The following is a 17,137-nucleotide window of genomic DNA, read 5'->3' as shown; positions in this document are numbered from 1 at the left end:
ACTGTTGACGATCGGGGTCGGCGGATCTACTTTTCTCGTGGCACCCACTTTCGGAGGTCACGAGTGACCCAACCCGCCACCCCGACGGACATCGTCCTCGACCGCGTGAACGCGATCGACGGCGAGGTGCTGGACGCACTCCTGAAGGAGATCTGCTCCAGCCACACCTGGGCCACGCTCGTGCGTCTGGCCCGCCCCTACCGCGACCGGGACGCCTTCCACGCCGCCAACGCCGGCGCGATGGAAGCCCTCTCCCCCGCGGACCTGGACGACGCGATGGCCGGCCACGCCCGGATCGGCACCCCCAAGCCGGGCGACGCCACCTCCCAGCGCGAACAGGCCGGCGTCCAGGGCGCCGACGAGGCGCTGCTGGCCGACCTGGCCGCCGCGAACGCCTCCTACGAGGAGAAGTTCGGCCACGTCTTCCTGATCTGCGCCACCGGGCGCACCGCCGAGACCATGCTGGCGGCACTACGCGAGCGCCACCCGAACGACGCCGCCACCGAGCGGGAGATCGTCCGGGGCGAGCTCCGCAAGATCAACGACATCCGCATCGACCGCCTGCTCGACGAGGGCTGACGGTCTCCCAGCCGCCGCCCAGGCACCCCGCGAGGACGACATGACCTCCATCTCCACCCATGTGCTGGACACCAGCCTCGGCCGACCCGCCGCGGGCATCCCGGTCGAGCTGGCCCAGCAGGTCGCCGGCGAGTGGAAGGCCCTCGGGGCCTCCGCCACCGACGCCGACGGCCGCTGCAAGGACCTGCCGGTCCCGGACCTGGACGCGGGCACCGTGCTCCGGCTCCGCTTCACCACCAACGGGGCCTTCTTCCCCGAGGTCGCCATCGTCTTCGACGTCGACCCGGCCCAGGCCCACTACCACGTACCCCTGCTGCTGAACCCGTTCGGGTACTCCGTCTACCGAGGGAGCTAGACCATGGCCCACCAGCTCGGCCAGAACCAGTACGGCAAGGCGGAGAACCGCGTCGTACGGATCACCCGCAACGGCAACCGCCACGAGATCCGGGACCTCAACGTCTCCGTCGCCCTCTCCGGCGACCTCGACGACGTCCACCTGACCGGTTCCAACGCGCACTGCCTGCCGACGGACACCACCAAGAACACCGTCTTCGCGTACGCCAAGAAGTTCGGCATCCAGTCGCCCGAGAACTTCGGCATCCTGCTGGCCCGGCACTTCGTGGACGACACACCGCCGATCCACCGGGCCCGGATCCGGATCGAGGAGTACGTCTGGGACCGCATCGAGATCCCGGACAACAAGGCCCGCTTCATCGGCTCGGAGGAGATCGGCCACTCCTTCGTCCGCCGCGGCACCGAGGTCCGCACCTCCGAGATCGTCTACGACGCCTCGGGCGTGCAGGTCATCTCGGGCCTGAAGGACCTGGTCGTGATGAACTCGACCAACTCGGAGTTCTGGGGCTACATCAAGGACGAGTACACCACCCTCAAGGAGGCGTACGACCGGATCCTGGCCACCCAGGTCACCGCCCGCTGGAAGTTCGGCTTCACCGGCGCCGAGGGCGAGCAGGAGCCCAACTGGGACCGCTCCTACCAGCAGGTCCGCCGCCACATGCTGGAGGCGTTCGCCGAGACCTACTCGTACTCGCTCCAGCAGACCCTCTACGCGATGGGCACCCGCGTCCTGAACAACCGCGCCGAGGTGGACGAGGTCCGCCTGGAGCTGCCGAACAAGCACCACTTCCTGGTGGATCTGGAGCCGTTCGGTCTGGAGAACGACAACGAGGTCTACTACGCTGCCGACAGGATGTACGGTCTCATCGAGGGCACCGTGCACCGCGAGGGCGTGACTCCGGTCATCCCCGTGGCGTAATGCCCGCATAACCCCGCTCGACCCCAGGGATTCTCTCCGCCGTCCCGCCCTGGGCCGCACCAGACGGCGGTACTGACAAAGTCCGCTTTCTGAGGAGCACGAGCAATGGCTTCCGTAGCAAACAACGGTGTCGGCGCCGCCCCGCGCATCGTCATCGAGAACGCGGCGATCGCGACGGTCGACGCCCTGGACACCGAGTACACCCGCGGCCACGTCGTCATCGCCGGCAACATCATCGAGTCCGTGGGCGAGGGCCCCGCCCCGATGTGGCTGGAGAACGTGGCGCGGCGGATCAACGCCGAGGGCCACCTGGTGACGCCCGGCCTGGTCAACACGCACCACCACTTCTACCAGTGGATCACCCGCGGGGTCGCGCAGGACGACATCCTGTTCGACTGGCTGGTCGCGCTCTACCCGACCTGGTCCCGGATCGACGACAAGCTGGTGCACGCCGCCTCCCAGGGCTCGGCGGCCGCCCTGCTGAAGTCCGGCTGTACCACCGCCTCGGACCACCACTACGTGTTCCCGCAGGGCGGCGGCGACATCCTGGGCGCGTCCATCGAGGCCGTCTCCGAGCTCGGCATGCGCTTCACCGCGCTGCGCGGCTCGATGTCCCGCGGCAAGAGCGACGGCGGCCTGCCGCCGGACCACGCGGTGGAGAAGACCGAGGACATCCTGCTGGCCTCCGAGGCCGCGGTCGACCGGTGGCACGACGCCTCCTTCGGCTCGATGCTGCACGTCGCCATCGCCCCGTGCTCGCCGTTCTCGGTGACCACGGAACTGATGAAGGAGGCGGCCGAGCTCGCCCGCCGCAAGGGCGTGCGCCTGCACACCCACGGCTCGGAGACGGCCGAGGAGGAGCAGTTCTGCAAGGAGCTGTTCGGCATGGGCCCGACCGACTACTTCGAGTCGGTCGGCTGGCTGGGCGAGGACGTGTGGATGGCGCACTGCGTCCACATGAACGACTCCGACATCCGCAAGTTCGCGGAGACCGGGACCGGCGTCGCCCACTGCCCGTCCTCCAACGCCCGCCTCGCCGCCGGCATCGCCCGGGTGCCGGACATGATGGCGGCCGGCGTGCCGGTCGGCCTCGGCGTGGACGGCACCGCCTCCAACGAGTCGGGCGAGCTCGGCACCGAGCTGCGCAACGCGCTGCTCATCAACCGGCTCCACGGCCGCCCCGACGCGCTGACCGCGCGTCAGACGCTGCGCCTCGGCACCATGGGCGGCGCCCGGGTGCTCGGCCGCCAGGCCGAGATCGGCTCGGTCGAGGTCGGCAAGCTCGCCGACCTCGCACTGTGGAAGGTCGACGGCATCATGCACTCCTCCATCGCCGACCCGGTCGCGGCGCTCGTGATGGGCGCGCTTCCGCCGCTGTCGCTGCTGCTGGTCAACGGCCGTCCGGTGGTCGAGCACGGCCACCTGACCACGGTGAACGAGGACCGCATCGCGAAGGCGTGCGCGGACGCGGCCAAGGAGCTCGCCTCGCGCGGCTGACGCGCACATGTGACCGATCGACTCCGGGCGCGCACTGGGACGGTGTGCCGCTCGGACTCCCCGGCGCGTTCGCGTGCCGAGGAGGCTGGAACCCCGGACCCACGGCGAGGGTCCGGGGTTTCGGTGTTCCCTTCGGCCATACCAGCGGGTATGTTGTGCGCAACGTACTACTGGTGAGTAGCTTGGAGCGGCGCACATGAAGGCGATCCAGATCACGGAGTTCGGCGGCCCCGAGGTGCTGCGCCTGGCCGAGGTCCCCGACCCCGTCCCGCAGCCCGGCCAGCTGTTGGTCGACGTCGACGGCGCCGGCGTCAACTACGCCGACACCCACGCCGTCGAGGACTCCTACCTGTCCCGCTCCTCGCTCCCGATGATCCCGGGCGGCGAGGTCGTCGGCCGCACGGCGGACGGCCGCCGCATCGTCGCCCTGACCGCGACCGGCGGCTACGCCGAGCGCGCCTGCGCGTGGGCGCCGATGGCGACGGACGTCCCGGACGAGGTCTCCGACGCGGCGGCGCTCGCGCTGGTCGTCCAGGGCCTCACGGCGTGGAACCTGCTGCGGACGTCGGCGCGGATCACGCCGGGCGAGTCGGTCGTCGTGCACGCCGCGGCAGGCGGCACGGGCTCGCTGGCCGTGCAGCTGGCGAAGCGGTTCGGCGCAGGGCGGGTCATCGCGACGGCGTCGACGAAGGAGAAGCGCGAGCTGGCGCTCGCGCTCGGCGCGGACGAGGCGGTCGACGCGGAGGCGGAGGGCCTCAAGGACCGCCTGGTCGAGGCGAACGGCGGCAAGAAGGTCGACATCGTCCTGGAGATGACCGGCGGCCCGGTCTTCGACGCGTCCCTCGCGGCGCTCGCGCCCTTCGGACGCCTGGTCACCTACGGCATGGCCTCCCGCCAGGAGCCGTCGCCGCTGGCCGCGGCGAAGCTGATGGGCCACTCCACGTCGGTGGTCGGCTTCTGGCTCATGCACGCGCTGGGGCGTCCCGACCTCCACACCGAGCCCATGCGCGAGCTCCTGCAGCTGGTCGCCACAGGCGAGTTGACCCCGCAGATCGGTGGCACGTACCCGCTGAGCGAGGCCCGCACCGTCCACGAGGCGCTCCGCGCCCGCAAGACCACCGGCAAGCTGGTGCTGGACCCGCGCCCCTGACCATCCAGGGGCGCGGGGCTCGTACTGATACGCGGCTCCGCCGCTCGGGCGCGAGCGGGCAATCCAGGGGCGCGGGGAACTGCGCGAGCAACCACCCTGTGCGGATGGCCCTGCTCGCGCGGCGACACACCACACAGGGTGGCTTGCCGCGCAGTTCCCCGCGCCCCTACGGGTCGCTCAGTGCTGGTTGGTCGCGCTCGTGTACGAGACCACGCAGTTGCCCGCGCCGCCGCCGTAGTTGTTGCTCCACAGCGACTGCACGGCGAAGTTCGCGCCGTTCAGGCTGATGATCGCGGACGCGCCCTGGCCGCTGGAGATCCAGGCGCACTTGTCGCCGGTCTCCGCGCCCGTGCTGTCCACCCAGCCGCTGCTCGGCGCCGGGTCCGTCAGCGTCTCGGCGTACTCGTGGCCGCCGACGATGGTGACGCCCTCCGTCGCGGCGTTGACGCCGCTGGAGCCCGTGGCGACGAAGCTCGCGCCGCAGCTCGTGCCCGCGTCGCTGACGTAGGGCATGTTGGTGTAGGGCAGGTCCGCGCCGTTGCTCGCGGTGGTGTGGTCGTGCCAGGCGCAGTACTGCGTCTTGAAGCCCGAGGGCACCACGCCGTGGGCCGCGTCCACGATGATCTGGACGTTGTCGCCGGAGACGCCGAAGTGCGAGGCCGCCTTCTTCGCCTCGGCGGCGATCTGGGCGTCGCTCGGCTTGGTCGGGGCCTTCGCGGAGCTGTCCAGCCAGGTGCCGCCGACCGGGTTCGACGCGGGGTGGCCCACGTGCGTGCCGGAGGTCCCGCACTGGGTGGTGCCGGCCGCGACGCCCTGGCAGTACTGGGTCTGCGAGGTGAAGAACGTGTCACCGCTGCCGTAGGCGTGCTGGAAGAAGCTGAGCTGGAGCGCGGCCTCGCCGGAGGGGTCGTTGGTCACGGTGGAACCCGTGCCCCACTGGTTGCCCCAGTAGACGACGTAGACCTTCGGCGAGGTCACGATGTTGCCGCCGCCGTAGGCGAGGTTGTTGCCCGAGGCCGCGGGGGCCTTCTTCGCGGCGGAGTGGGGGCTCATGTGGTGGGGGGCGAGCTCGCTGGCTCCGGCGGGAGCGGCGGCGACGAGCGCACCGGTGGCCAGCGCGGCGGCGCATCCGGCGACGAGGGCGGAACGGAGCACGGTGGGGCCCTTCTCGACGAGGAACGGGAGGGCTGTGCGGTTGCCGCCGGCCGGACGGCAGTTGTGCCACCACGCGTAGTGTTGTTGCCTTCTGGACCGCGACGCTAGTCGAGCTGACACCCCGCGTTCAATACGGCGTCAGGGAATCCAGAGCGAACTCAGAAGGTGGGAACCAAGCGGCGTCTCACGCAGGACCTCCCCAGGTTGCGTGAGACGCCGCTGTCCTACTCCGGGTGCGCGCTACAGCAGCGCGTAACCCGGAAGCGTGAGGAAGTCGACGAACTCGTCGGCCAGTGCGACCTCTTCGAAGAGCCGCGCCGCCTCGTCCCAGCGGCCCTCGGACTGCTTCATGACCGCCAGCTCGGTCGCGACGATCTCGCGCACCAGCGCGGCGGTGACCTTCTCGCCGGTGTCCGCCAGCACGACCGCGTTGTTGACCCACTGCCAGATCTGCGAGCGCGAGATCTCGGCGGTGGCGACGTCCTCCATCATGTTGAAGATCGCCACGGCGCCGAAGCCGCGCAGCCACGCCTCGATGTAGCGCAGGCCCACCTGGACGGCGTTCTGGAGACCGGCGCGGGTGCAGCTGCCGCCCGCGGACGCGACGTCGAGGAGCTGATCGCCGGTCACCTCGTTCGCCGGCACGACCTGCTTCTGGTTCGGCGCGTCCCCCAGAACCGCGTCGAACGAGGTCCGGCAGACCGGGACCAGGTCCGGGTGCGCGACCCAGGAGCCGTCGAACCCGTCGCCCGCCTCGCGGTCCTTGTCGGCGCGGACCTTCTCCAGCGCCGCGGCGTTGACCTCGGGGTCGCGACGCGAGGGGATGAACGCCGCCATGCCGCCGATCGCGTGGGCGCCACGGCGGTGGCAGGTGTTGACCAGCAGCCTGGTGTAGGCGCGCATGAACGGGGCCGTCATGGTCACGCTGTTGCGGTCCGGAAGGATGTACTTCTCGCCGCCGTCACGGAAGTTCTTGACGATCGAGAAGAGGTAGTCCCAGCGGCCCGCGTTGAGGCCGGCGGCGTGCTCGCGCAGCTCGTAGAGGATCTCCTCCATCTCGAACGCGGCGGTGATCGTCTCGATCAGCACCGTCGCCCGGATCGTGCCGCGCGGGATGCCGAGGGCCTCCTGGGCGTGGACGAAGACGTCGTTCCAGAGCCTCGTCTCCAGGTGGCTCTCGGTCTTCGGGAGGTAGAAGTAGGGACCGGAGTTGGGGTCCTGCTCGCCGCGCGCGAGCAGCGTGGCCGCGTTGCGGAAGAAGTACAGGCCGAAGTCGACGAACGCGCCGGCCACCGGCTCGCCGTCGACGAGCAGGTGCGCCTCGTCCAGATGCCAACCGCGGGGGCGCACCACGATGGTGGCAAGCTCGGCGTCGGGCCCCAGCTTGTACTCCTTGCCCTCGGGCGAGGTGAAGTCGATGGTGCGGGCCAGCGCGGCGCTGAGGTTGAGCTGACCCTCGATCAGGTTGCGCCAGCTCGGCGCGGTGGCGTCCTCGAAGTCCGCGAGCCAGACCTTGGCGCCGGAGTTGAGCGCGTTGATGGTCATCTTGCGGTCGGTCGGGCCGGTGATCTCGACCCGGCGGTCGTTCAGCGCCCGCGGGGCGGGGGCGACCTGCCACTCGGCCGCGCGGACCTCGGCGGTCCCGGGCAGGAAGTCCAGCCTGCCCGTCCGCGCGATCTCGGCGCGGCGCTCCTTGCGACGTGCCAGCAGCTCGTTGCGGCGGGCGCCGAAGCGTCGGTGCAGGTCGGCGACGAAGGCGAGTGCGGCCGGAGTCAGCACCTCGTCCCCGCGGTCCACCACCGGCCCGACGATCTCGACCCCGGTAGGAAGCGGCTTGCTCCCGGTTTCCTGCGCTGCACCCATGGAACCCTCGTCAGATCAGAAGATACGGATGATCGAAGCGCACTGTGCGGCGCGCCTCGCTTCTGTAAGGTGGAGGCTAGTTTCCGCGATACAGAAATTCAACACTTTGTTGAGTTGGCTTGCCGGACCCTGCCAGGAAGGCTGTTGTGGTGACGTCATCCCTCTCGTCCGATCCCCGCTCCGGGGCCGCGGGCGCCGACCGCGCCGGCGGAGGAGTGCAGTCGGTCGAGCGCGCCTTCCAGTTGCTGGAGGCGCTCGCCGAGGCGGGCGGCGTCAGCACGCTGAGCGATCTGGCCACCGCCTCCGGGCTTCCCATGCCGACCATCCACCGCCTCGTCCGCACGCTCGTGCAGCAGGGTTACGTCCGTCAGGACACCGCTCGACGCTACACCCTGGGCCCGCGCCTGATCAGGCTCGGCGAGACGGCGGGTCGCCTGCTGGGCAGCTGGGCGCGCCCGTTCCTCGCCGAGCTGATGGAGGCCACCGGCGAGACGGCGAACCTCGCGGTCCTGGAGGCGGGTGAGGTCGTCTACGTCGGCCAGGTGCCCTCACGGCACTCGATGCGGATGTTCACCGAGGTCGGACGCCGGGTGCAGCCCCACTGCACCGCCGTCGGCAAGGTGCTGCTGGCCCAACTCCCGCCCGTAGAGGCCCTCGCCACCCTCGGCAACGGCCCGCTCCCCGCCCACACCGTCCACACGGTCACCTCCCCCGGAGAGCTGCTGCCGCAGTTCGAGACCGCCCGGGAGGTCGGCTACGCGGTGGACGACCAGGAGCAGGAGATCGGCGTCCGCTGCATCGCCGTCGTCGTCCCCGGCGCGCCCACCCCGACGGCCCTCTCCATCTCCGGTCCCGAGGCCCGCCTGCGGGCCCTGGAGGCCCGCACCGGCGCCCGCGCGCTGATCCCGCAGATGCAGGACATCGCGGAGCGCCTGGGCGAGGCGCTGGCGTCGTCAGCGGCGGAGTAGTCGCAGGACTCCAGGGGCGCGGGGCTCTGCCGTTGTGCGGCTCCGCCGGTGTGCAACTCCCTCAGGGGCGCGAGCAACCACCCGCATGCGGATGGCCCTGCGCGTTCGGAGCTGCTGCTACTCGGGTGGCTTGTCGCGCAGCTCCCCGCGCCCCTGAGGGAGTTGCAAGCCGACCCACTGCTCGACGGTGTCCACATCCTCGGGCGAGGCGACGTCGCCGCACTCCACCAGGCGCAACTCCCCCGCGTGCGCGCGCAGCAGGGCCCGCGCGCCCGCGTCGCCGACGGCGCCCCGCCGGGCCTCCTCGAAGTACCGCGCGGCGATCAGCACCGGGTGGCCGCGTTCTCCGTGGTAGCTCGCGGCGGCCAGCTCCGCGCCGGAGGCGAGCACGCGGGCGACGGCTTCGGGGGTGACGCCGGGCGTGTCGACGAGGCCGATCAGCGCCGCGTCAGCGGTGAGTCCGGTCAGACCGGCCCGCAGCGAGGACCCCATACCGGTCTCCCAGTCGGGGTTGAGCACGACCTCCGCGTCGCCCAGATCCGCCGTGGCCAGCACCCGCGCCGCCTCGGCCCCCAGGACGACCCGCACGCGCGCGCAGCCGCCCGCGCGCAGCACCCCGAGCGCGTGCTCAACCATCGGCCGTCCCCGGTACGGCAGCAGGGCTTTCGGGCGGTTTCCCATGCGCCGTCCGCCCCCGGCGGCCAGCAGCAGGCCGATCACGTCGTCCACGGTCCCAGCATGGCGCGTACGCCATCCCGCCGTGCTTGGAGAATCACACAAGCCTGCCGCCGGGACCTGCGGTGTTCACCGGGGCTTCACCCGCTGGACCGGCCTGCCACGGGGCCGTTGTACTGGGCCGATGCAGCAGCGTTCATCGATCCCCCGCCCACTCCTGGACCGCTTCGGCCGGGTCCACACCGACCTGCGGGTCTCGCTGACCGACCGCTGCAACCTGCGCTGCACGTACTGCATGCCGGCCGAGGGGCTGGACTGGCTGCCCAAGCCGGACGTGCTCGGCGACGACGAACTGCTGCGCCTGGTCCGGATCGCGACCACCCGTCTCGGCATCCGGTCGCTCCGGCTGACCGGCGGCGAGCCGCTGCTGCGGCGCGGTCTGGCGGAGCTCGTCGCCGCCTTCGCGGTACTGCCGGACGCGCCGGAACTCTCCCTCACCACCAACGGCATCGGCCTCGCCCGCCAGGCCGACGCGCTGCGCGCGGCGGGGCTGCACCGGGTCAACGTCAGCCTGGACACGCTGCGCCGGGACCGCTTCCAGGCGATCACGCGCCGCGACCGGCTCCCGGACGTCCTCGCCGGACTCGCCGCCGCCCAGGCGGCGGGCCTCGCTCCGGTCAAGGTCAACGCCGTGCCGGTGCGCGGCGTCAACGACGACGAGATCACCGATCTCGCGGTCTGGGCTGTCGAGCACGGCTACGCGCTCCGCTTCATCGAGTCGATGCCGCTGGACGCCCAGGGCGCCTGGGACCGCGCCCGGATGGTCACCGCGGAGGAGATCCTCGCCGCCCTCGGCACGGTCTTCACGCTGCACCCCGTCCCGCGCGAGGACAACGCGCCCGCCGAGCAGTGGCGGATCGACGGCAGCGAGGCCACCGTCGGCGTGATCGCCAGCGTCACCCGTCCCTTCTGCGGCGGCTGCGACCGGGTCCGGCTCACCGCGGACGGGCAGTTGCGCAACTGCCTCTTCGCGACGGACGAGTCCGATCTGCGCGCGCTGCTGCGCGGCGGCGCCGACGACGACCGGATCGAGGCGGCCTGGCGTGCCTGCATCGCCGGCAAGGGCCCAGGTCATGCCATCGACAGCGCGGATTTCCAGCGTCCCGCCCGGCCGATGTCCGCCATCGGCGGCTAGCCCCGGCCGGTGCCCCGCGAGGCTGTGCCTTCCCCAAGTGTGGCGCGGATGGGCATTCCGCTCACGGGCCGGATCGGGAAGCATGGAACCGCGAGGGCGACTGCGGCGTAGTCTCATAAACAACGTCCTGCTCTGTCGCGTCTCGAGTCACGGCCTCGGAAGGAACGGACGGTCCCTCATGTCAGGTTCACCCAAGCCCGTCCGCTGCCCCAGTTGCAGGCGGGAGCACGCGTACGAGCCGCCGGTGTTCCCGTGCCCGTGCGGGGCGGCGCTGAAGATCCCGCTGCTGCAGGGCGGGGTCCCGGTGCAGGTGCGGTTCCGCTCCTGGGAGGACTCCTGGCTGAGCATGCGCTGCCCCTCCTGCGGGCGCTCCGAGCAGTGGCCGCAGCCCGAGTTCACCTGCGCCTGCGGGGCGACGGTGCGCCTGCCGGTCGACACCGGCGGCCGCCCGCGCACGGTCGGCCCGGTCGGCGGACCGGCTCCGGTGCAGCCCGTGCAGCCGGTGCGTCCGGTCTCCCCCGGGCCGGTGCCGCCGGCGCCCGCGCCGGTCGCGTCCGGGCGCCCGGTGCAGCCGCCGCGCGCCCTCGCCCGCAAGCCGTTCCTGCCCCACCCCGTCCGTACCTCGGACGACGCGGTGCTGGCCGCCGCGCGCTACCTGGAGTGGCTCGGCTTCGGCGAGCTGGAGGTCTCCGACTCCCAGGACCGCGAGGGCGTCTGCCTGCTCGGCCCGACGATCGTCGCCCAGGTGGACACCTGGACCGAGCCCGCCGACCTGCGGGCGGTGGAGTGCCTCTGGCTCAACACCCTTCACGGTGACGAGCTGGTCCCCGCCATGTTCACCCTCGCGGGTTATTCGCTCGAGGCCCGCAACCGGGCGGACCAGCTGCTGGTGGCCCTCTTCGAGCTTGATCTGACGGGCATGCCGCAGGCAGTCAACACCGCCGCACGGGAGTTGGTCCGTAACTCCTCGCGTCCATGATCTGGCGCGGGTCGCGGCCCGCGTGTTGAATGACCGTCACCGAGGGCGGACCAACGGCGGCCGACAGCGGTCGCAGTGAGGGGCGATGGCGTGTCCTTGTCCGAGCAGCAGCGGCCCCGCGCGTCGGAGTCCTCCGTGACGGCTCACGTCCCCGAGCAACGGACGGCCGACGCCGGACGGATCTGGCTGCTGCGGTCCCGCGGCTGCTGGCAGGCCGCCGCGGAGCTGCTGGACGGCGACGCCGGCTCCGCGCTGGAACGGGCGGAACTGCTGATCGAGGCGGCGTTCTTCACCGGCCAGGGCTGGGACGACGCGGAGACGGCGCTGCGCGCGGCCGAGGCCGCGGTCCGCGACAACCACGAGCGCGCGGCGGCGGCCTGCGCACGCGGCTTCCTGGCCTACGCCGCCACGGTGTTGAAGGTCCACGACCGCCTCGACGAGGCGCAGGCCGCGCTGGGGCGCGCGTCCGCGCTGCTCGCCCCCGAGGACCCGGCCCGCCCCCTCCTCGACTTCCGCCGCGGGCTGATCGCCCACGCCCTGATGGGCGACGCGACCTCCGCACGCGCCGCGTACCGGCGTGCGCACGCCGGAGCGGAGCAGCAGCAGGACGCCCACCTGCTCTCGTACACCTGGCGCCACCTGGCCGCGATCGCCCAGGAGGACGGCAACGTCGCCGGCGCGCGTCACGGCTACGCCGAGTCCCTGCGCCTGCGCGAGCAGACCGGCTTCGCCGTCGGGATCGCCCCGGCACTCGCCGCCCTCGCGGACGTCTCCCCGGCGGCCGAGGCCGCCCAACTGCGCGCCGAGGCCCGCCGCCTCGCCCGCGCCTTCGCCGACACCCCGGTCTGGCTGACGCTGGACTGAGCCCACCGGCACGGGGGCACGGACGGCCGGAGGCAGGCCGAGGGTGGATGACTCAGGGGTGGTGCATTCACCCGTTCTGGTGTATGTGTCCCAAATCCACATGATCGTCTCTCCTGCTCCGTCAGGATGGAGCCGCCTCGGGCGGTTTGCCACGGGGGAAGGAGACGACGATGAGGTTGAGCGACGGTGCTCTCGGGTGGGTTCTGACGCTCACCGCGTTGCTGCTGCTGGTGGTGGCCGTGCTGCTGGTCGTGCTGCGGGCCCGGGCCGGGCGCGCGCAGGGCGCGGACAGCTGGGAGCGGAGCGAGGAGCGGCGCAGGCGCAAGGAGACCGTGTACGGGTCGGCCTCCTACGTGCTGCTGTTCTGCTGCGCGGCCGTCGCGGCGGCGCTGTCCTTCCACGGGCTGGTCGGTTTCGGTCTGCAGAACCTGGGCCTGAGCGGCGGGTGGGAGTACCTGGTGCCGTTCGGGCTCGACGGCGCGGCCATGTTCTGCTCGGTGCTCGCCGTGCGCGAGGCCAGCCACGGTGACGCGGCGCTGGGGTCCCGCAGTCTCGTCTGGATGTTCGCGGCCGCGTCCGCCTGGTTCAACTGGGTCCACGCGCCGCGCGGCATCGACCACAGCGGTGCGCCGCAGTTCTTCGCCGGGATGTCCCTCTCGGCGGCGGTCCTCTTCGACCGCGCGCTCAAGCAGACCCGTAAGGCCGCCCTGCGCGAGCAGGGCCTCGTGCCGCGTCCGCTGCCGCAGATCCGCGTCGTGCGCTGGCTGCGCGCGCCGCGCGAGACGTACGCCGCCTGGTCGTTGATGCTGCTGGAGAACGTCCGCAGCCTCGACGAGGCGGTGGACGAGGTACGCGAGGAGCGCCGCGCCCGGGTACGGCAGCGGCAGGCCGAGCGGCCGCAGCTGCACGCGCTGGGCGGCGGCCGCCGCTTGCCGCAGCTGCCTCGTTCCGGCGGGTCCGCACAGGACGACGTGAGCTCCGGGGAGCCCGCCATAAAGGCTGACGACAGCCCCCGATCCGACGCTCGCAAGGACGCCCGGCCCCAGCCTCAATCCCAGGCCCAGGGACAGGCCCAAACCCAGGCCCAGGCCCAGGAACGCGTCTTCGACCTGACGGCCGAGGACGACACCGTGGCGATGCCCAAGGTCCCGCGCGCCAGCGCCTGGGACTCCCTGGAGCAGAAGCTCAAGGACCTCGAGAAGCTCTACGGCTGAGCTTCCGCCGCGGCCTCGCAGACCAGCTCGAACCACATCCGCTTGCCGGTCCCGTTCGGCTCGACGCCCCACGCGTCGCTCATCGCCTCGACGAGCATCAGCCCGCGTCCGGAGGAGGCCTGCTCGCCGGGCGTACGACGGGTGGGCCACTGGTCGGAGTCGTCCGCGACCTCGATCCGCAACCGCGCCTGCCCGCCCTCGGGCTGGCGCGAGAGCCGTGCGGTCAGCATCGCGTCACGATCGGTGTGCACCAGCGCGTTGGTGACCAGCTCCGAGGCCAGCAGCTCGACGGTGTCGGAGAGGTCGCCGACACCCCAGCGCCGCACCGCGTCCCGCAGCTCCGCGCGGACCTCGGCGATGCGGGCCAGATCCGCCTGACCGATGCGGCGGCGCAGGTGCTCACGCGGACGGGAGGCGGACAACCCCTCCCAGCGGAGCAGCAGCAGGGCCACGTCGTCGTCGCGTTCCGCGCTGTCCGCGGCGGAGCGGGCGATCTTGTCGGCCAGTTCCGACAGCCCTGCGTCCTTGCAGCCGCCCACCACGCGCCGCAGCCGCTCCATGCCCTCGTCGATGCCGGTCCGGCGGGTCTCCACCAGCCCGTCCGTGCACAGCAGCAGGACGTCACCGGGGTCGAGCGTGAACCGGCTGACCGGGTAGCTCTGCTCGGGGTCGACGCCGAGCGGCAGGCCCCCGTCGACGTGGTGGACGGCCGTACTGCCGTCCGCGCGGCGGATCAGCGGGTTGAGGTGGCCGGCCCGGACGGCGTAGACCGCGCCGTAGTCGACATTGACCTCCGCGTAGAGGCAGGTGGCGAAGTGACCGGTGTCCAGGTCCGCGAGGAAGCGGGCGGCCCGCGTCATCACGGCGGCCGGCGGGTGGCCCTCCGCCGCGTAGGCGCGCAGCGCGATCCGCAGCTGGCCCATGACGCCTGCGGCGTGCACGTCATGGCCCTGGACGTCGCCGATGACCACGCCGACGTGGCCGTTCGGCAGCGGGACGACGTCGTACCAGTCGCCGCCGATCTGCAGGCCGGTGCCGGCGGGCAGATAGCGCGCCACGGCCTCGAAGCCGGGGACGGGCGGGACGCGTCGCGGCAGCAGCACCCGCTGCAGGCCGGCCGCGAGCTCGTGCTCGGCGTCGTGGAGCCGGGCCCGGGCCAGTGACTGGCCGACCAGCCCGCCGAGGGTGCTGAGCAGGGTCCGCTCCTCGTAGTCGAGGGTGCGGTCCTCGTCGAAGCTGACCAGGCAGACGCCGAGCGGCCGCCCGCTGGCGACCAGCGGCAGGAACGCCCAGGCGTGCTTGGGGTGGCCGACGACCTGGGGCCAGGCCATCGGGAACCGCTGCCGGTACTCCTGCTGGCTGGCCAGGAAGACGGGCGTGCGGGTGCGCAGGGCGAGTGCGGCGGGGTGGTCGGCGTCCAGCGGCACGTGGTCGTGCGGCGGACGCGAGCCTCCGTCGTAGCCCGAGGAGGCGAGGATCTGGATCCGCCCGCTCTCCAGCACGGCGAGGACCAGGCCGTCCGGCGGGATGCCGGGCAGCGGCAGCTCGGTGAAGACGCGGGCGACGTCGGCGGTGGTCACCGCCTCCGAGAGGCCCTTGGCGGCCTCGCGGATGAACAGGGTCCGCTCCTCGCGCACGGACGCGGCCTGGTCGGCGCGGCGGCGCTTGTGCAGCTCGACGGTGGCGTCCCAGACGAAGCCGATCATGTGGGTCGGGCGGCCGTTCCCGTCGGCCAGCACGCGGCCGCGGAAGCGGACGGCGTGCATCTCCCCGCCGGGGAAGAGGGTGCGGTAGTACGCCCCGCACTGACCCAGCTCGGCGACGGCCCGCTCGACGCGGCCCCTGACCACCGGCGCATCCTCGGGGTGCAGCAGCGCGAGGAACTCCTCCGAGGTGATCGACGCCTGCCGCGCAGTGGTCTCCGCCAGGTCAGCGGTGACCGCGGCCACGGCGGCCGCCGTCTGAAGCCCGCAGACCGGCACGTGCTCACCCGCCTGCAGGCCGAGCTCCTCGAGTCCGAGGATGGCCAAGGCGCGCTGGTCGCAGACGATGCGGTCGGCGCGGATGTCCCAGTGCCAGGAACCGATCCCGTTCGCCGCTGCCGCCGACTCCAGCCAGTCCGGTGTCTGGCTCTGCTGCGGCGGGCGGTGCGCGGGGCTCGGGATCCGGGGCGGCTGCGTCCTAGGCGCCATCGTTCTCCTGCCCTGCAAAGAGGCCGCGCCTGGTGTGCGCGGCTTGCTACTCACCCATTGTCCCAGCTCGGAGCTGGAATGGTGGATCTTGGGGTGTATATCCGGACTTCATCCTGTCGGATGAAACGTCCAGCGGCAATGCTGACGCAAGCCTGGTTGCGTCACGACATACCGACCATACGGTCACCGCGACATCTCTCCCCGATTACGGAACCATCACGAGACCCCGGACGTCGGGCTTTCCGAGGGCGCCGTCACTGGCGCCCGTCCACCTACGGAGGGGAACGAGAACGTGAAGGTCCTGATCACCGGCGGAGCGGGTTTCATCGGCAGCACCGTCGCCTCGGCCTGCCTGGACGCCGGGATCACCCCGGTCCTGCTCGACAACCTGGTGACCGGACGCGCCGAGTTCACCCGGGGCCGCGCGTTCTACGAGGGCGACATCAGCGACGGGGATCTCATCGACCGGATCTTCGAGGAACATCCCGACATCAGCGCGGCCATCCACTGCGCCGCGCTGATCGTCGTGCCGGACTCGGTGGCCCAGCCGCTGCGGTACTACCGCGTCAACGTCGCCAAGACGATCGCGCTCACCGAGCACCTGCTGCGCAACGGCTGCGACCGCCTGCTGTTCAGCTCGTCCGCCTCGATCTACACGGCCGGCGAGGACTTCTCCGTCGACGAGGAGTCCGCACTCGACCCGCTCTCCCCCTACGCCCGCACCAAGATGGTCACCGAGCTCGTCTTCAAGGACGCCGCCCAGGCGACCCCGCTGCGCGTGCTCTCGCTGCGCTACTTCAACCCCGTCGGCGCGGACCCGCAGCTGCGCACCGGCCTCCAGGCGGCACTGCCCTCGCACGCGCTCGGCAAGCTGATCCAGGCCCGCGCGAACGGCCTGCCCTTCCGGATCACCGGCACCGGCTGGCCCACCCGCGACGGCAGCGGGATCCGCGACTACGTGCACGTCTGGGACCTCGCCCAGGCCCATGTCGCCGCCGTGCAGCGGTTCGACGAGGTGCTGCCGCTGGACGGCCCGAACTGCTACGAGGTGATCAACCTCGGGACCGGGCAGGGCACCACGGTCCGCGAGCTGATCAGGGCCTTCGAGTCGGTCACCGGAGCGGCGCTGCCGGTGGAGGTGGCGCCGCCGCGTCCCGGCGACAGCGCGGGCGCGTTCACCCGCACGGAGAAGGCGGAGCGCCTGCTCGACTGGCGTCCGGAGCTCTCGTTGGAGCAGGGCATCTCCGACAGCCTGGCCTGGTTCGAGCACCGCGAGGCGGTGCTCGGGGTGTAGGCCCCGCCAGGGTCCCGACGCGTCGCGGGGGCATCCGTCCGGCTGATCCGGGCGGGTGCCCCCGCGCGTGTTCCCGGGGCTTGGGCTGGACAGGCGGCCAATGTCGGGGTTCAATGCGAGAGACGTTTGAACGGCGTTCTAAACCGCCTAACCTGCGAGGCACCGTGCGATTGACTCCGACTGAACGGGACCGGCTGCTGCTCTTCTCAGCGGCGGAGCTGGCGCGTGCGCGACGTGCG

The 17,137-nt window shown here is 71.9% G+C and carries 15 protein-coding genes; 11 read left to right on the top strand and 4 right to left on the bottom strand.

Going from position 1 to position 17,137, the window contains the following annotated elements; all coding sequences use genetic code 11:
• The first annotated feature begins 63 nt into the window (after positions 1-63).
• From uraD to TR50_RS12640, 5 genes are all read left to right on the top strand, one after another.
• A complete protein-coding gene (gene uraD / locus TR50_RS12660) occupies positions 64-579 on the top strand; it encodes a 2-oxo-4-hydroxy-4-carboxy-5-ureidoimidazoline decarboxylase (RefSeq protein WP_042419594.1) in 516 nt (171 codons plus the stop codon).
• A gap of 40 nt (positions 580-619) precedes the next feature.
• The gene (gene uraH / locus TR50_RS12655) at positions 620-934 is read left to right on the top strand and encodes a hydroxyisourate hydrolase (RefSeq protein ID WP_042419591.1); all 315 of its coding nucleotides are present in this window, start codon (positions 620-622) and stop codon (positions 932-934) included.
• A 3-nt stretch (positions 935-937) separates the two neighbouring features.
• Positions 938-1,852 (top strand): factor-independent urate hydroxylase, encoded by a 915-nt coding sequence (gene pucL, locus TR50_RS12650; RefSeq protein ID WP_042419590.1) that lies wholly within the window; start codon positions 938-940, stop codon positions 1,850-1,852.
• A gap of 105 nt (positions 1,853-1,957) precedes the next feature.
• Positions 1,958-3,349 (top strand): 8-oxoguanine deaminase, encoded by a 1,392-nt coding sequence (locus TR50_RS12645; protein WP_042419587.1) that lies wholly within the window; start codon positions 1,958-1,960, stop codon positions 3,347-3,349.
• A 196-nt stretch (positions 3,350-3,545) separates the two neighbouring features.
• The gene (locus tag TR50_RS12640) at positions 3,546-4,499 is read left to right on the top strand and encodes a quinone oxidoreductase family protein (protein WP_042419583.1); all 954 of its coding nucleotides are present in this window, start codon (positions 3,546-3,548) and stop codon (positions 4,497-4,499) included.
• Positions 4,500-4,676: 177 nt separating this feature from the next.
• On the opposite strand, the gene TR50_RS12635 is transcribed toward TR50_RS12640, so the two are convergent.
• Both TR50_RS12635 and aceB read right to left on the bottom strand, forming a co-directional pair.
• Complete coding sequence (locus TR50_RS12635) at positions 4,677-5,654, bottom strand: hypothetical protein (protein ID WP_052440947.1); 978 nt, start codon at positions 5,652-5,654, stop codon at positions 4,677-4,679.
• Between the two features lie 240 nt (positions 5,655-5,894).
• Complete coding sequence (aceB, locus tag TR50_RS12630) at positions 5,895-7,517, bottom strand: malate synthase A (protein WP_042419579.1); 1,623 nt, start codon at positions 7,515-7,517, stop codon at positions 5,895-5,897.
• A gap of 149 nt (positions 7,518-7,666) precedes the next feature.
• Between aceB and TR50_RS12625 the strand changes: the two genes are divergently transcribed.
• A complete protein-coding gene (locus TR50_RS12625) occupies positions 7,667-8,485 on the top strand; it encodes an IclR family transcriptional regulator (protein ID WP_063775058.1) in 819 nt (272 codons plus the stop codon).
• Positions 8,486-8,602: 117 nt separating this feature from the next.
• Here the strand turns inward: TR50_RS12625 and TR50_RS12620 are convergent, their stop codons facing one another.
• Positions 8,603-9,214, bottom strand: coding sequence for a nucleotidyltransferase family protein (locus TR50_RS12620; RefSeq protein WP_269084793.1), 612 nt, complete (start codon positions 9,212-9,214; stop codon positions 8,603-8,605).
• Between the two features lie 130 nt (positions 9,215-9,344).
• On the opposite strand from TR50_RS12620, the gene moaA reads away from it, so the two are divergent.
• The 4 genes from moaA to TR50_RS12600 all read left to right on the top strand — a co-directional run bounded on the left by moaA (position 9,345) and on the right by TR50_RS12600 (position 13,412).
• Positions 9,345-10,355: a GTP 3',8-cyclase MoaA gene (moaA, locus tag TR50_RS12615; protein WP_042419562.1), complete on the top strand. Its 1,011-nt coding sequence runs from the start codon at positions 9,345-9,347 to the stop codon at positions 10,353-10,355.
• 178 nt (positions 10,356-10,533) lie between these two features.
• Entirely contained in the window at positions 10,534-11,334 is an 801-nt protein-coding gene (locus TR50_RS46675) for a hypothetical protein (protein ID WP_042419559.1), read from the top strand.
• 135 nt (positions 11,335-11,469) lie between these two features.
• Entirely contained in the window at positions 11,470-12,198 is a 729-nt protein-coding gene (locus TR50_RS12605) for a hypothetical protein (RefSeq protein ID WP_042419964.1), read from the top strand.
• A 170-nt stretch (positions 12,199-12,368) separates the two neighbouring features.
• Positions 12,369-13,412 carry a DUF2637 domain-containing protein gene (locus TR50_RS12600; RefSeq protein WP_042419556.1) on the top strand — a complete coding sequence of 348 codons (1,044 nt, stop codon included), beginning with the start codon at positions 12,369-12,371 and terminating at the stop codon, positions 13,410-13,412.
• On the opposite strand, the gene TR50_RS12595 is transcribed toward TR50_RS12600, so the two are convergent.
• The gene (locus TR50_RS12595) at positions 13,403-15,604 is read right to left on the bottom strand and encodes a SpoIIE family protein phosphatase (RefSeq protein WP_042419553.1); all 2,202 of its coding nucleotides are present in this window, start codon (positions 15,602-15,604) and stop codon (positions 13,403-13,405) included. The genes TR50_RS12600 and TR50_RS12595 overlap by 10 nt on opposite strands.
• 292 nt (positions 15,605-15,896) lie before the next feature.
• Here TR50_RS12595 and galE point away from each other — a divergent pair, with 292 nt between their 5' ends.
• Positions 15,897-16,898 carry a UDP-glucose 4-epimerase GalE gene (gene galE / locus TR50_RS12590; RefSeq protein WP_042419550.1) on the top strand — a complete coding sequence of 334 codons (1,002 nt, stop codon included), beginning with the start codon at positions 15,897-15,899 and terminating at the stop codon, positions 16,896-16,898.
• Positions 16,899-17,137: the final 239 nt, after the last annotated feature.

Source organism: Streptacidiphilus anmyonensis (assembly GCF_000787855.1).
Classification (GTDB): Bacteria; Actinomycetota; Actinomycetes; order Streptomycetales; family Streptomycetaceae; genus Streptacidiphilus; species Streptacidiphilus anmyonensis.
Note: the sequence above shows the minus strand (reverse complement) of the source record. Positions and strands in the feature narration are given on the sequence as shown.

Bases quoted from the DNA above. Each gene is read 5' to 3' on its own strand.
- uraH (WP_042419591.1), top strand. From the start codon at position 620: ATGACCTCCATCTCCACCCATGTGCTGGACACCAGCCTCGGCCGACCC.
- TR50_RS12645 (WP_042419587.1), top strand. From the start codon at position 1,958: ATGGCTTCCGTAGCAAACAACGGTGTCGGCGCCGCCCCGCGCATCGTC.
- moaA (WP_042419562.1), top strand. From the start codon at position 9,345: ATGCAGCAGCGTTCATCGATCCCCCGCCCACTCCTGGACCGCTTCGGC.
- TR50_RS12600 (WP_042419556.1), top strand. From the start codon at position 12,369: ATGAGGTTGAGCGACGGTGCTCTCGGGTGGGTTCTGACGCTCACCGCG.
- TR50_RS46675 (WP_042419559.1), top strand. From the start codon at position 10,534: ATGTCAGGTTCACCCAAGCCCGTCCGCTGCCCCAGTTGCAGGCGGGAG.
- pucL (WP_042419590.1), top strand. From the start codon at position 938: ATGGCCCACCAGCTCGGCCAGAACCAGTACGGCAAGGCGGAGAACCGC.
- TR50_RS12595 (WP_042419553.1), bottom strand. From the start codon at position 15,604: ATGGCGCCTAGGACGCAGCCGCCCCGGATCCCGAGCCCCGCGCACCGC.
- TR50_RS12640 (WP_042419583.1), top strand. From the start codon at position 3,546: ATGAAGGCGATCCAGATCACGGAGTTCGGCGGCCCCGAGGTGCTGCGC.
- aceB (WP_042419579.1), bottom strand. From the start codon at position 7,517: ATGGGTGCAGCGCAGGAAACCGGGAGCAAGCCGCTTCCTACCGGGGTC.